14 protein-coding genes are annotated in these 13,873 nt (G+C 67.7%); 6 read left to right on the top strand and 8 right to left on the bottom strand.

Features of this window, described 5'->3' with window-relative positions:
• Positions 1–134: 134 nt before the first annotated feature.
• From AB0M95_RS35240 to AB0M95_RS35210, 7 genes are all read right to left on the bottom strand, one after another.
• Positions 135–947, bottom strand: coding sequence for a hypothetical protein (locus AB0M95_RS35240; protein WP_363774324.1), 813 nt, complete (start codon positions 945–947; stop codon positions 135–137).
• Complete coding sequence (locus tag AB0M95_RS35235) at positions 931–2,805, bottom strand: TraM recognition domain-containing protein (RefSeq protein ID WP_363774321.1); 1,875 nt, start codon at positions 2,803–2,805, stop codon at positions 931–933. The genes AB0M95_RS35240 and AB0M95_RS35235 overlap by 17 nt, the downstream gene beginning before the upstream one ends.
• Before the next feature lies 1 nt (position 2,806).
• A complete protein-coding gene (locus AB0M95_RS35230; RefSeq protein ID WP_363774318.1) occupies positions 2,807–4,315 on the bottom strand; it encodes a type VI secretion protein in 1,509 nt (502 codons plus the stop codon).
• Positions 4,316–4,317: 2 nt separating this feature from the next.
• Entirely contained in the window at positions 4,318–5,868 is a 1,551-nt protein-coding gene (locus tag AB0M95_RS35225) for an SCO6880 family protein (protein ID WP_363774315.1), read from the bottom strand.
• The gene (locus AB0M95_RS35220; RefSeq protein WP_363774312.1) at positions 5,865–7,283 is read right to left on the bottom strand and encodes a hypothetical protein; all 1,419 of its coding nucleotides are present in this window, start codon (positions 7,281–7,283) and stop codon (positions 5,865–5,867) included. Before AB0M95_RS35220 ends, AB0M95_RS35225 begins: the two co-directional genes overlap by 4 nt.
• Before the next feature lie 105 nt (positions 7,284–7,388).
• Entirely contained in the window at positions 7,389–8,138 is a 750-nt protein-coding gene (locus AB0M95_RS35215; protein ID WP_363774309.1) for a hypothetical protein, read from the bottom strand.
• A gap of 19 nt (positions 8,139–8,157) precedes the next feature.
• The gene (locus tag AB0M95_RS35210; RefSeq protein ID WP_363774306.1) at positions 8,158–8,481 is read right to left on the bottom strand and encodes a hypothetical protein; all 324 of its coding nucleotides are present in this window, start codon (positions 8,479–8,481) and stop codon (positions 8,158–8,160) included.
• 255 nt (positions 8,482–8,736) lie between these two features.
• On the opposite strand from AB0M95_RS35210, the gene AB0M95_RS35205 reads away from it, so the two are divergent.
• The 6 genes from AB0M95_RS35205 (at position 8,737) to AB0M95_RS35180 (ending at position 12,944) form a co-directional block, all read left to right on the top strand.
• Positions 8,737–9,168 carry a helix-turn-helix transcriptional regulator gene (locus AB0M95_RS35205; RefSeq protein ID WP_363774304.1) on the top strand — a complete coding sequence of 144 codons (432 nt, stop codon included), beginning with the start codon at positions 8,737–8,739 and terminating at the stop codon, positions 9,166–9,168.
• Between the two features lie 211 nt (positions 9,169–9,379).
• On the top strand, positions 9,380–9,898 hold the full coding sequence (locus tag AB0M95_RS35200; protein WP_363774301.1) for a hypothetical protein: 519 nt from the start codon (positions 9,380–9,382) through the stop codon (positions 9,896–9,898).
• 1 nt (position 9,899) lies between these two features.
• Positions 9,900–10,469: a DUF6545 domain-containing protein gene (locus AB0M95_RS35195; RefSeq protein ID WP_363774298.1), complete on the top strand. Its 570-nt coding sequence runs from the start codon at positions 9,900–9,902 to the stop codon at positions 10,467–10,469.
• A 367-nt stretch (positions 10,470–10,836) separates the two neighbouring features.
• The gene (locus AB0M95_RS35190) at positions 10,837–11,865 is read left to right on the top strand and encodes a C40 family peptidase (RefSeq protein WP_363774295.1); all 1,029 of its coding nucleotides are present in this window, start codon (positions 10,837–10,839) and stop codon (positions 11,863–11,865) included.
• Between the two features lie 104 nt (positions 11,866–11,969).
• A complete protein-coding gene (locus AB0M95_RS35185; RefSeq protein ID WP_363774292.1) occupies positions 11,970–12,416 on the top strand; it encodes a helix-turn-helix domain-containing protein in 447 nt (148 codons plus the stop codon).
• Positions 12,417–12,734: 318 nt separating this feature from the next.
• A complete protein-coding gene (locus tag AB0M95_RS35180; protein WP_363774289.1) occupies positions 12,735–12,944 on the top strand; it encodes a helix-turn-helix domain-containing protein in 210 nt (69 codons plus the stop codon).
• Between the two features lie 300 nt (positions 12,945–13,244).
• Here the strand turns inward: AB0M95_RS35180 and AB0M95_RS35175 are convergent, their stop codons facing one another.
• Positions 13,245–13,739: an N-acetyltransferase family protein gene (locus AB0M95_RS35175; RefSeq protein ID WP_363774286.1), complete on the bottom strand. Its 495-nt coding sequence runs from the start codon at positions 13,737–13,739 to the stop codon at positions 13,245–13,247.
• Positions 13,740–13,873: the final 134 nt, after the last annotated feature.

Genomic DNA, 13,873 nt, shown 5'->3' with positions numbered 1-13,873 from the left:
TGCGGCAGAGATCGGCTGATAGTTGGTGCCGGGAACATGCTCGGCTTTCAGCGGGGGTATGTCGCCCAGCCGGTCGGACGCATGGTTGAGAGCGCCGGGGACGTCCTCCTGGGTTCGGAGGGGGAAGGTTGGCATCAGGCGTTACCCCCGGCCGCCTTGCGGGCGCGGTGGCGGTCGACGCTGCGATCGGCGAGCGCCAGGGCGGCGAACCGGTTGTTGAGGTGGTGGTCGAGTTTCGGGTCGATGATCCGGAGCCAGCCACCCTCGCCCGCCATCCACCAAGAGCCGTCGTAGCGAAGGCAGTCCGTGAGGGTCTTGCCCAGAGGTACGGCCACCCGCTGCTCCCGGCGGGCGCTCATGGTGGCGGCGGTCAGGAACAGATAGCTGTCGGTACGGCCTCTGCTGGGTTCGTCGGCCTTGAGTAAGGCGGTGGGAATGCCCGCGGCGGGATCCGCCGTGGCCCAGTGCTGCTGGAGGCGGGTGTCCTCTGCGGCCAAGCCGTCGGCGCCGCGGTGCCCAGCGCGGCAGCCGGCGGCGTAGAAGATGATGGCCGCGTGCATGGTCTGGCGGAGTTCGGCGTGCCAGTAGCGTGCGGCCTGTCCCGATGGCTGCTTGGCGTCGTAGATCTCCTCGCGCCATGCTTTGAGCGCCCACAGCTCCTCGATCAGACCGGGGTGCTGCGCCCAGCACCGGGGCAAGCGCTCTTCGACACCGAGCTCGTAGCGATCGTGGAGCCAGGTCACCCAGGCCAGCAGGGCGGTCCAGTTGGCCGCGCGTTCGCCGGAATCCATCCGATGCCACTCGGTCAGGCGTCGACTGGGCTTGGCCGTGGGCCGGTCACGACGCTTGAGAGTGTTCACGTGCTGGTCGCGGTAGCCCTTGTTCAGCGAGGCCTTGAGCAGGGCGGGGGCGGGGGGCTTGACGGACTGTTCAGGCGTCTCGGTCACTGTCGGCTCCATCCTCGCCGCCTCTGACGGCGTCTGTGCCAGTGGTGTCCGAGGTCCTGGTGCTCGGATCCGCCTTCGCGATCATCTGGGTGGCTTTGGCGACCGAGCGGGCGTAGGCGTCGCGGTCTGGGCCTTCGTAGTGCCGGGTCATCCGCACCAGCACGGCGGGGGTGGTGGCGTGGATGACCAGGGCCTCGCGCCGTTCCTGGGACAAGGTTCGGATCACCTCGGGAGGGAGGGTCTTGCGATCATGCAGGGTGGATTGGACGGTGTGCCCCGTGCTGCCGCGCTGATGGGTGGTGAGGAGTTCGCGGTACTCACCGGCCAGCGCGGACAGGTCCCGGAGTTCGTCACCGGACAAGCCGCCGAGAGCGATCTTCACCGTGGAGGCGCCCCAGAGCATTGCCGAGCCTTCGCGGCCCCACCGGTTCTCGGCCTGGGCCATGTTCTGGAGCACGGCGACGAGGAAGATTCCCGATCCGCCCGCGTACGACATCAGGGCGGGCAGGTGCGGGAGTGGGACGACGTTGGCGACCTCGTCGCAAAGCAGGGCAAGCGGCGGGTCGAGCCGGCCGCCGGGTGAGGCGTCGGCGAGCTTCTTGGCGGTCTCGGTGAGCTCGTCGACGAACGCCGAGATCAGCGGCGCCAGGTCAGTGGCCTGTTTCTCCGAGACCAGCAGATAGATCGTGCCCCGGGCCGTGAGAAGGGCCTCCAGGTCGACCCCCTCCCCCGCCGCTGGGGTGAAGGTGGCGCGGGCGGTGGGGGCCAGCAGCGGTGCCACCGCCGTCTGCACGGTGGTCCACAGGTTGGAGCGGGTGCCTTCGGGTGAGCGGTAGGCGGCGTCGAGCATCGCGGCGGTGCCGGGCGCGGCACCGGGATGGTCGCGAAGGATTTTCACGGGCCGGTCGAGGCGCTCGTCGAGCGCCCACCGCAGGACGTCGTCCATGGAGCCGCCGGACAGGGCGGCCGCGTGCAGCCAGCCCGCGAGCAGGTTGGTGGCGGTCATGCCGAAGTAGGCGGCGTTCCCGGAGTCTTGGTTGGCGCCGGTCTTACCGACCGTGACCATGACATCGGCCCGGGTGCGGGCCTTTTCGAAGTTCTCGCAACCCGAGGTCGGTGACCAGCGCACCAGGTCAGGCCAATGAATCATTCCGGTGGGCGCCATCACCAACACGGGACGGCCGCCTTCAGCGCGCAGCAGCGCGGTGGCCTCAACGATGTCTTTGCGGACCGAGGTGACCAGGGCTGGACCAGGCCAGCGGTGCAGCCACGGGATGATGACCATGCTGGTCTTGCCTTGACGGGGCGCGGACATCAACAGGACCGACGACTCGGAGCTGATGGCCAGCGGCATACCGCCAGAGGCGGTGCGGCCCAGCCGGACTCCCACGTCCTGCACCGTGTAGTCGGTTCCCGCGACGCTCGGGCGGACGACCGGCCCCTGGGCGATGATGGCTTTCTCCGACATCGACCGGGCGAGCTGGTTGCGGGAGGCCAGCCCGCGGTGCGAGCGTCCGCTGCCGATCCGGCGGATACCGATGACCGCTGCGGTCGCGATGCCGGTGAAGGTGAGTACAGAAGACAGTAGGTAGCCGGGCCAGCCCGGCAGCGAGTCACGTGCCGAGGCCGGCCAGGCTTGCTTGGGGTCGGACAGGTGGTGGGGAAGCCGTTGCAGGATCGACAGGGAGTCACCCAGGCTGGTGTCCGGCCAGGAGAAGGCGAATACCAGTCCGGCGATCTGCCCGGTCAGCCAGACCCCCACGACCGCGACGACGATGCATCCGAGCGCACCGAACAGCAGGTAGTCGGCAGGGCCATCGAACATGCCGCGGCCGGCGATGGTCTCGTTTCGCGCCATGTCAGACGGCCATGCGCTCGTTGGTCCAGTAGAGCCGACGCTCCACAGGAGTGAGGACGACCTGGACGACGTGGCTGGCGGTGCGGCCGATCTTCCAGACCGCCCGGCCGATCTGCTCGCCGGACCAGGACGCGATGTGTGCGCACTCGGTGTCGGTGAGCCCGATCGCATCCCGGGTCATCGCCAGCGGTGCGGTGTCCTGCCTCAGGCAGATTCTCACGTCGCAGCTCGCGATCAGGTTCTTGGCGATCGTGACCTCCTGCGACCCTTCCGGCCCCACCGCCTCGAAGTCCGCGAGCCGGTGAGTGGCCAGGACCTGGATGGTGCCCTGGGCGCGGGACAGGCGAAGGTCGGAGTCGACTTTGCGGATCATGGCCGGGACGCGCATGGCACGCCACAGCTCGTCGCGGACGACCAGGCGGACGGGGCCGCCGGGTTCGTCGATGGCGGCTTGGCCCCAGGAGGAGACGCAGGCGAGCGTCATGGCCACGGTCTCATCCCCGCGGCCGTCGATACGGGACAGATCGACGGTCTGGATCGGGGCGTTGAAGTCGAGCTGCACGCTGGTGGGGCCGTCGAACAGGCCGGAAAGGGAGTCTCGGACCATGTTGCCCAGGGCGTCGGTCGCCCGCCGGACCATCTCCCGCAGTTCCCCGACGTCCTCGCCCCGCACCCGCAGTTCGGTTGCCATCTCCGGCAGCGGGTCGCGCAGCAGCTGCCAGATCTGCGGGATGGTGGGGTCTTTGAGGATGGTGGCGCCGGTGGCCTGTCCGGAGGCGTGTTTGATCGCCAAGCTGATCGCCGCCTCCTCCGTTGGGGTGAGGTCTCCGTCCAGCCGCATGACCAGTAGCGAGGAGAGGAGGGTGATGCGGCGGCGGTGGATCTCCTCCAGTCGTTCGCGGAGCTGCTCGGTGTCGGTGGGCAGGTTCTCACCGAGCGGCCCGGCGTCCAGCGGGTTGAGCCGGGTTCCGAGGCCAGGGCCGAGTTCGACCGGTGCGACGCCGAACGCGCGCGCCAGGGGCGCGTACTCGTTCTTGATGTCGCCGAGCACGAAGGTCTTGACCCCGTACGCGCTGAGCCGGGTGATGAGGGCTTTGATCGTGGCGGATTTGCCCGCGCCGGGTACTCCTGTGATCAGCATGTTGGGGTTGGAGATGAGACCGCGGCGCAGCCATTCGATGGGGTGGCAGGCGAAGGCGCCGCCGGACAGGCAGTCGACGCCGACGTAGACGCCGACCGGCGGCATGCTCGCCCCGTACAGCCACGGGTAGAGGCCCTGCACCTGGCCGGTGCTCCCCCGGAAGACGGGGATCGCAGGAAAGCGGGGAGCGCGCCCGCCGAAGGGGTGCGCGTGACCCCGCCTGGGCGCGAGCGGGTCCTTGCGGCTGCGCTCGTCCGTCCGGGATCGGTTCTTGCGAGCGGTGGCCGCCGGGGTGGTAGGAGCACCGAGAACACCGGCAAGGTCGAAGACGGGCAGAGCGGTGCTCTTCCGCTTCCGCAGCAGCCCCATGCTCAGAACCTCCTCCGGGGCAGGCCCATGCCAAGCGGCAGGGCGCCGAGCGCGAACCCGATGTCTTGGGCCATCCACATGCGGCGGATGGAGATCCGTGCCGCCGCCGCGTCGGCTTCCAGGGCCGCACAGGCGTCGTCCAGGCTGGCCGGATCGGTGACGGTGACCGTGACGTACGCCGAGAAGCGGACCAGTCCGTGACCGGCCGCGCGTTCGCGGTCCTGGGCACGGGCACGGTCCAGGGCGGCCTGCTCGTGTTCGGGGACGATCTGGCCGGTGCGCTGCCGCATCTTGATCGCGACGTCACGTGCGGTGCGCTCGCGCATGACCTCCTGTTCGGCCTTGCGCGGGCCGAGGGGCTCGATGTGCAAGGAGAAGGCGCGACGGTGGTCTCCCTCACCCAGCAGCGGGGCCAGCGCGGTGGAGTAGATCTGGTTGCGCGGCCAGTCGTGAACCACGTAGCTGACCGAGTGGGCGCCGTCGTGGGCGTAGGAGCCGGGCTTGGCCTCGGCGGCGGCCGGTCCCGCCAGCGCCGGGTCGACACCCGGCAGCCCGTACTGCCGGTCGCCCACCGCGGCCATCGCCCCGGCACGCTGGTCGGCCAGGACACGAGCCGAGTGGGGGTCGAACGCGGTCCGCAGCACCTCGGCCAGTTCGCGAGGATCGAGCCAGCCTTCCACCTGGAGGTCTGCACCGCTGATGGCGGAGGTGAGTGCCTTGAGCTGGCGTACCAGGACGACGGCGGCTCCGGCCGCGCCACCGCCGGCGGCCCTGATCTGAGATGCCGCCCTCTTGTGGTCCATGGTGAAGGCCAGGAACGCCTCGCGCTGCGAACTGGCCAGCGTCGAGGTCGCCAAAAGGATCTCGGTGATCTGCCGCGCGAGCGGCGGAGCCTCGTCGTTGAGGTGGTCGGCGTGCCATCGGCGCAGCGCCGCCCCCGATTCGGGGACCAGCCGCTGGAGCGCCTGCACCCGGACGATCGGATTGCCCTCGGTGCACAGACCTGACAGCAAGCCGCCCCATCCCGCGACACGCAGGTCCCTGCGCGAGGAGTCGACGAGCCCGATGCCGGGGAAACGGATCCGTGCGACCGCGGTGAAGGTCCGCTCGTATCGGTTGTGCGCGACCGCGATGGTGCCGCCGTTGCCGAAGTCCGCTTCCAGGATGGTCAGCGGGGCCAAAATCCCGGGAAGGTCCATCGGGGCAGGCGCGCCGGGCCGGGTTTTGGAGCGCGGGGCGAACGCGGCGCTGGCGAACTTGTGCTGGTCTCGGGACCGCAGCAGTCCGTAAGAGACGGCGGCCGTGATCCATTCATCGACCGTCCGTCCGGCGATCCGGACGAACGCGAGCGTGATCAGCACAGCGGCGACCGGCCAGCACACCGCACCTTGCCTGAAGTCGGACGCGGCCAGCGGCCAGGCGGCGGCCAGGACGCCGATGCCCAGCATCGCGGCGCGCCGGCCGCTGAGCCCGAAGATGAAGGCCACCTTCTCTTCTTGCCAACCGAAATAGGTCCGCGAGGCGGGCGTGCTGCTCTCAGTACGTGTGCTCATGCCTCACCGGCCTTGGATTCATGGCCGTCGCTGGCAGGGCTCGGCTTCGGCTGTGGCGACGCTGGCTGGCGCTCTGCCGGAGCAGACTCCTCGGCCGGAGCAGGCGACGACTCCTCGGGGGCGGCCTGACCCGCCGAAGACTCAACCTGCGCCGGCTCATGGGCAGATTGCTCAGCTGGCGATGGTGGCGTCGGCGTGCCGGGGTCTGACCCCTGAGCGGGGGCCGTGCTGCCTGAACCATCGGAAGATCCGCCGCCGTATGGGCGCCGGTAACCACCGCGCCCGGCGTAGGGCGGTACTCCTGCCGCATAGGCTGCCGGTCGTCCACCCATTCCCGCATGGGTCGCCATCTGGTCCATGCCGCCACTGAGGCTGTTGATCGCCTTCTGAGCTCCTTGGAGGGCCGCGACGGCAACGGCTGCGGGGATCGCCGCGGCACCGGCACCGGCTGCCGCAGACCCGCCTGCGCCCCCGGCTGCTGATGCACCACCGCCGGACTGCCCGAAAGACGCCATGGTCCGCGCCTCAGACGCCTGACTGAACTGGTCGGGGTCGACGCCTGTCGGTGCGCCACCCCCCGCACCACCACCGGCCCTTCCCGCAGCGAAGCCCAAAAGCGCCCCAAGCCCCGCGCTGCCGCCTACCGCGACGCTGGCGAACGCGAAGAAGCGGGCGATGGCCGGCCAGGCGAAGACGGCCAGGATCAGCACCAGCATCCCGGCCAGCAACGTTTGGATGTCCGTGCTCTTGCCGGTCATCCCGAAGCCCAGTGCGAAGACGAGCGCGATGACCGGCTTCAGGATGATCAGTTGCCCGGTGGACACCGCGAACTTGGTCCACCAGGAGGTGGTGGCATCCGAGAGCTGCCCGGCCGCGGCGATCGGCGAGGTGGCCACCAAGACGACGATGGCCGCGTTACGCAGCAGCAGCTCAAACCAGAGCACCAGCGTGAGCAATATCCCGATCACAGCCAAGAGCAGGATGAGAGCGCCCGCCGCACCAACGGAGTTCAACGGAATCAGGCCGGTGATCCTCGCGGTGAGGGCCCTGGTGCTGCCGAAGCTCTGCACCACGATGAAGTTGGTCAGCTCGTCGGCGGCTCTGAGAGACGTCCCCGCGATCACCAGGGTCAGCATGAACGCCAAGGCGGCCTTGCCGACGCCGATCAGCCCTTGAACCAGGGCGGAACCGTCGTGGGTGATCGCCGTCTTGATGACCTGGCCCAGCAGGAGCAAAACAGCGATCACTCCGGCGAGCTTGAGGGAGATCTGGTAGACGCTGCGGACCCCGGGAGAGGTCAGATCGACCGGCGGGATGGCGACGAACGCTTTCCCGAAGCCTTCCAGCAGGCCGTTCGCCGCCGACACAAAGCTCTGGACGACCGCGTTGAAGGCGCTGCCCGCGATGCTGCTCACGCCCCCGCCGACGAGGTCGCCGATACAGCTGGCCGGATCAAATGGGCATGCCATGGGAGACCTCCTCTGTTGTCAGACGGGGATGATCGGTCACAGAGCTCGGACTCACCGCGAGGCCAGCGGCAGCCAGCCCATGGCAGCCGCCACATCCGACCCGGGCATAGCCTCAAGGCCCGAGTAGTCCGCGCTAAGCGTGGGGACAGGCATCTTCCAGTCACCGGCGGCCCAGTGCATCTGCAAAGGAAAGACCCCGATGCGGTTTTCAGGCTCCTGGCCCGGCAGCGTGATCTGGTAGTAGCCCAGTAGCAGGACGGTCACCGAGTCAGCCGTGATCTGCTGAATCTGATAAGCCATCGGCGTGAGCAGCACCGACGCGCCGTCGGGAGCCGGTCCGCTGGTGGGCAGCCCCAGGCGCTTGCGGGTGTTGATCGGTCCCTTCGACAGCTCAACGGCGGCGGTCGTCCACGCCGGATCCGCGATGACAGTGCCGATCTGCGCCGCGCGGGCGGGGTCGAGGGTGGAAGCGATCTGGCCCCAGTACTGCACTGCGGCGGAGACCGCGCCGAGCGTCGAGTGCGGGTAACCGACCGAGACGTCATGCACCAGCCGGGTTCCTGGCAAGAGTTGCAACGGCGGCGGGTGCTCACCGAACCCGATCATCTTGCCGTTCTGGTCGATGCCGATCACATCCCCCGGCCCTCCGCCGGGCGCTGGGACACGGTGGTTCGGGGGGTTGTTGGGCATCAGGGCCGTTTGGATGACCAGGCCGACAGCCACGAACGTGACCAGTGCGAGCACGATCATGCGCACGTAGAAGAGCACCGGGCGGCGACGCTGCAGGAAGGTGTTGCTCATGTCGTCTGCGCACCGCCCGCTAGGAAGCGGCTCCGAAGACGGTGTTGACCATGGGAATCGCGATGGCCGTCACGACGACCCCGCCGAGGCTCCACACCAGGGCCCGCTTGCCCTTGTCGGCGTGGTCGGGCCTGTTGGACAGGGCGCCGATGGCCATCAACCCGCCGGAGACGACCGCGGCGACCGCGCAGGCGATCAGGGCGCCCCACTTGGCGTAGGCCAGCAGTAGGTTGACGCCGTTGCTGCCCGCGGTCGGGTCCTGCGGGGCGGGATTGTCGATGTCGGCCGCCAGCGCTTGAACCGCGGTGTGAACACCATCGTGCAGAGACAACAAAAGGGGCAAATCGGGCTCCTTGGGGTAGGGGGCCCGCCCGCCGACCAGGCACGCGAGCGGCCCGAATCGCGCAGGGACGGGATCTGACCTGCGACGTTTCCGAGCAAACACCGCGGAAACGGTTATACGCGCCCAAGAAGAACCCTGTCAACCACAGCAAACAAGCATGCCAGCAGAGGGTCAACCCAGTTTGCGGGAGCAAGCACTACACTATGGACAGTGCTGGATCTTGCGTTGGTGAGCTGACGGAGGGCTACACCTGACATGATCGACAGCAAGCCGGATGTGCTCGCGCAGCGACTCGACCATCTCTTCAAGACCGTGCACCCCAAGGGGCGCGGGCCTTACACGCTCCGCGAAGCCGCCAGACAGATCAACCAAGAGGCCGGCAAGGCGATCATCTCAGCCTCCTACCTGTCGCAACTGCGCACGGGAGAGAAGACCAGGCCCAGCTACGAACGACTGAGTGCCATCGCCCGTTTCTTCGGCGTCGACGTGACCTACTTCGCCGACGACGAGGTGGCCGTGCGCACCGACAGCCAGCTCGCGCTGATCGCCGCGATCCGCGACAGCGGCGTGCGCGAAATCGCTCTGCGAGCGTCCGGCCTGTCCCCCGAAACCCTCAAAGCGATCTTGAGCATGGTCGAGCAGGCCCGGAAGATCGAAGGCCTGCCAGAGGACGGCCCCAAGCAGTGATTCACCGGCTGTCGACCCCGCCGTAAAGTTTTTACCTGGCCCCACATCCCCGTGCCGCACGGCGTTTCCGCAGCCAGCAGCCCCCCACCCGCCCCAAGGATCTTCAAGTTCCTTTACTCTCCCATTGCCAGACGAGGGTGGATTGCCCGCAATCGTGCCGCCGAGTCAGACCGTGACGGCAACCCTCCCGTTTGACCGAGGAGAGTTCGGGTTGAACGATGTGAAGCGCTTCCGCGCGCAGTGCGAGGAACTTCTGCGCGAGCTGACGATTCCGAATCCTTTCGAGATCACCACGTTCTGTGATTCGGTGTCCGAGCGCCGCGGCAAGCCGATGATCCTCACGCCGACCCAGATGACCCCCACCGCGGAATCGTGCCCATACGGCCTGTGGGTCGGCTTCGACCATGTCGATCGCATCTACTACGAGCAGGACACCAGCCCCCTGCATCGAGACGCGATCATCCTGCACGAGATCTCTCACATGCTCCTTGGCCACTCCTCCGACGTGGCCGACGCCCTCGAATTCGCCGGGATACTGCCCGACCTGGACCCCGGCAAAGTGCGGCACTGGCTGAGCCGGCGGATCTACACCACCGACAACGAACTTCAGGCCGAGCTACTCTCCTCGCTGATCCTGGAACGGGCCAGCGTCTCACCGCCTCACTCCGGTAGCTGGGTGACCCGGCTCAGCAACGCTTGGCAGCGCCCGAAGCAAAGTCCGCGCGACTAAGATGAAGATCCTCCCCATCACCGTCCCATGGACCGTCCTGTGGGCCGTCCCCCTGTGGCGCCTGCCGCTTCCGAGCATCAGCGTCGCGCTCGATGCCTGCTGGGCTTATCGGAACCTCAACGCGCTGCGCCCGCTGTGGAAGCAACTCACCGACGCGGCCCCGCACGTCGTCCTCGGCACCCCACCCAGCCGACGCACCGACCTGACCTCGTTCGCCGATCTCCGCATCCGGCTGCTGCGTCGCACGATCGAGATCCGCGACGCATGGCTGGCCCTGCGCGGCTACGTGACCGACGAGGACCATCGCTGGATTCGAGACGAACTGCTCAGCCATGGCCTGGCAGGAGAGCAGCTCGACGCGGCGATCGAGGCCGCCTGGCTCACCTGCGCGGTCGACGCGCGACACCATGGCCGGCCTTACGTGCCACCAGCTTCACGACCAGCGCGCGGTGGAAGCGACCTGCGCGACGAGGTGCGCTGGCTCCGCCTGATCGACCACGCCCGCCGCTCCAAGGCCGTCGCGACCGCTGCTGCCACACTCAATCACCGAATAGCGGTGCGACACCCATGACCAAGACACAGATGCCTGCCGTCGCCCGGCACTCGCAGCCACGCGAACCGAGTACACGCTGATCTTCGACTCCGTTACCACGCCCCAGCCAGGCAGCGGACCAGGCCCTACTCCGTGAACCGGCCGACACCAGGGCCGACAAGCTCCTCCATTGAACTCTGCACAACGTCCCGGCAAACAGAGCAGCACCAGGCAGGCTCATCTCCTTTGGCGCAGTTGACCACATCCGGATCTGTCTAATACGGTCGTCCCAATTCGTTTGCTGAAGCAAACAGCCTGGTTGTTCCCCTGCCGACCCGGATCTCAGCGAGTTCAAGGGAGATCACATGCACACGATCACCCCTGTCTCGCTTTCCCTCGTCGGCCTGTGAGCGGCAAGCTCGTCGGTGCCGTGGTCGCGGCCGTCGCCGCGCCGCTCACGCTTGTTCTGGGCATCGGGCTCGGCTCTGCCGCAGGCACCGTCCCCGGTCCTCCCCCATCAAACGCGGACTCCTCGTGCTCCGGCACCACCGGCTCTGGCATGGACGCCGGCCGCGGCGAGATCCTCAACGACAGCCAAGCCCAGAACGCTCAGATCATCTACAAGGTCTCCACCGAGCTCAAGCTGCCGACACGGGCGGCGATCATCGCCATCGCGACCTCGATGCAGGAAGACCGGCTCCGCAACTCCACAACCCCAGGCGATCTCGACAGCCTGGGCCTGTTCCAGCAGCGGCCGTCCCAAGGATGGGGCACTCCCGAGCAGCTGACCGATCCGGTCCATGCCTCCAAGAAGTTCTACGCGGCGCTCGTCAAGGTGCCGAACTGGCAGACGATCCCCCTGACGCAAGCCGCACAAGCCGTCCAGAAGTCCCGCACTCCGGACGCCTACGCGCAGTGGGAGCCTTTCGCTACGAAGATCGTCGCAGCCTTCGCAGAGACAGCAGCCACCTGCCCCACCGCCGTCCCAGCCAGCGACCTCGGCGCGGCGATCCTCGCCCAGGCGCAGAAGTGGACCGGGATGGCCTACCAGTACGGCGGCGGCGACCAGAACGGGCCCTCGGTAGGCACGAACTCCAACGGAAGCGGCCAACCAGGCTTCGACTGCTCAGGCCTGACCGTCTGGGCCGTCTACCAGGCCACCGGCGGCAAGGTCCTGCTCCCCCGGACCGCCGCCACACAGTTCCAGGACCGCCGCTGGAAGCACGTCCCCTACGATCAGCTCCAGGTAGGCGACCTGGTCTTCTGGCCAGGCACCTCGGGCACCAGCAGCGCCCCGTCCCACGTCGGCATCTACGCAGGCGACCACCGCTTCTTCAACGCACCCTTCACCGGCGCCAACCTGCGCTTCGACTCCATGGCACCAGGAACCTACCGGCACAAGACCTTCATCGCGGGCGCCCGCATCACCGGCTAGGATGTACTCATGTAAACGCCGCCCTATTGCTGAGTACTGGAGTCTATGGCCAGTCCGGCAGGGGTCGCGTCACCGACCGTCCGCCCAAGGGAGGGGAAGGACACGTGAGCGCCACGCCTTCCAAACCCGGCCCGCTCGCAGACCGGCTTGAGCACCTGTTCCAGACCGTCTACCCCAAGGGCGGCAAGCCGTACACCAACGTAGAGGTCGCCGAATCGATCAACGCCGCCGCCGGCGAAAAGGTGATCTCGCAAGCCTACGTCTGGCAGCTCCGCAAGGGCATCAAGGACAACCCCACCAAGCGGCACCTCGCCGCCTTGGCGGCCTTCTTCGGCGTCTCGGTGTTGTACTTCTTCGAGGACGAGACCGAAGACGGCGCCACAGCCCCAGCGACGAAGGCCGACCTGGCCCTCAGAGACGAAGCGGTCAAAGAGGTCGCGCTACGGGCGGCCGGCCTCTCCGACGAGACCTTGAAGACGATCCAGGACATGATCGACCGCGCACGCACCCTCGAAGGTCTCCCCGCGGTCAACGAACAGCACAGGGCCTGAAGGCGAGCCCAAAGACCCACCTCAGCACCTGGAAACGCAACAGGCACCAGAGCGCGACATCGCCCGCCGGCGTTGCCCGTTCTACCGCCTTCCCCCTCTGAATCGTCCCCGGCCCGGCTCGAAGAAACACATGGCCTCTTGACCGGCTCATATATTTGAGTATATTTGCATACTAGCCATATACAAGGGTATAGGTGGGAGCTAGGAGGCGGGAAGCTTGAGCGAGGACTCAGTGGACGGCGGTGGGGTGATCTTGACCGAATGCGTCCGGCAAAAGGTACAGACCACTCGCACCGCCTATGGCTGGCGGGCGGCCGAATGACTCCAACCCCCGCACTCGACCCTCTGCGGCTCTACCGCGTCACCGATGCCATGCAACTGCTGAGCATGAGCCGCACCGTGATTTACGAGCAGCTCAGGACCGGGCGCATCCGCTCGGTCACCCAGGGCCGCACCCGGCTGATCCCGGCCTCAGCGATCTTCGACTACATCACGCTACTGGAACAGGAAGCGGCATCATCGCAGTGAACTGCCTGCCGAGATGAAGTGCCAGCTGATCCATGCGGAGAAAGACCAGTGACGGGACGTACCGTCGGCTCTCGCGGGCGGTGCTGTAGCGGCCCCTGCCACCGCCAGGAGCTCGGCCATGCCGTCCGGATACCACGGCATAAGTGTGTTGGGCTCCTCCACTGGCACCCAGGCCGCCTCCGACACGTCATCGTCGTGCCGGTCGGCCGTCGGCTCCCCGGACATTAGCTCGGCGAGGAAGGCCTCGGCGACTCCCGCCTGAGCGTGCCGGTGCTGCTCACGTCAGGAGCAGGGAGCCATCTATGTCACCGTTGGGCTGCGGCGTTCAACGAGTACAACGTCGCGCCATGCGCCGTGGTGGCGCCCGATGCGGTCGCGAGTGCCGATGAGGCGGAAGCCGGCGCGGGCGTTCAGGGTCAGGCTGGCGGTGTTCTCGGGGAAGATCCCCGATTGGATGGTCCAGATCCCGGCGGTCTCGGTAGAGGCGATGAGTGTCTGCAGCAGGGCCATCCCGACGCCGCGGCCGCGGGCGTCGGGGTGCACGTAGACCGAGTGCTCGACCACGCCGGCGTAGACGCACCGATCGGAGACCGCGCAGGCGGCGACCCAGCCGAGCACCCGGCCGGTGTCGTCCACGGCGACATGCCGGTGGTCGGGGAGCTTGGCCACGTCGAAGTGCTGCCAGGTCGGGGCGGTGGTTTCGAAGGTGGCCTGTCCTTCGTCGATGCCGAGCTGGTAGATGGCCAGCACCTGTCCGGCGTCCTCTTCGGTCATGGCCCGGACGCGCATACTCATGCCGGGCCGGTGGCGGTCGTCGTCTCGGAGGTGAGAAGATCGGCGATCAGCGCGCCGACGCGGGCCTCGATCTGGTCGCGGATCGGCCGTACGGCGTCGATGCCTTGTCCGGCCGGGTCGTCCAGCTGCCAGTC

Origin of the sequence: Sphaerisporangium sp. NPDC051017, from assembly GCF_040683095.1 — a bacterium.
In the GTDB taxonomy this organism is placed as follows: domain Bacteria; phylum Actinomycetota; class Actinomycetes; order Streptosporangiales; family Streptosporangiaceae; genus Sphaerisporangium.
Note: the sequence above shows the minus strand (reverse complement) of the source record. Positions and strands in the feature narration are given on the sequence as shown.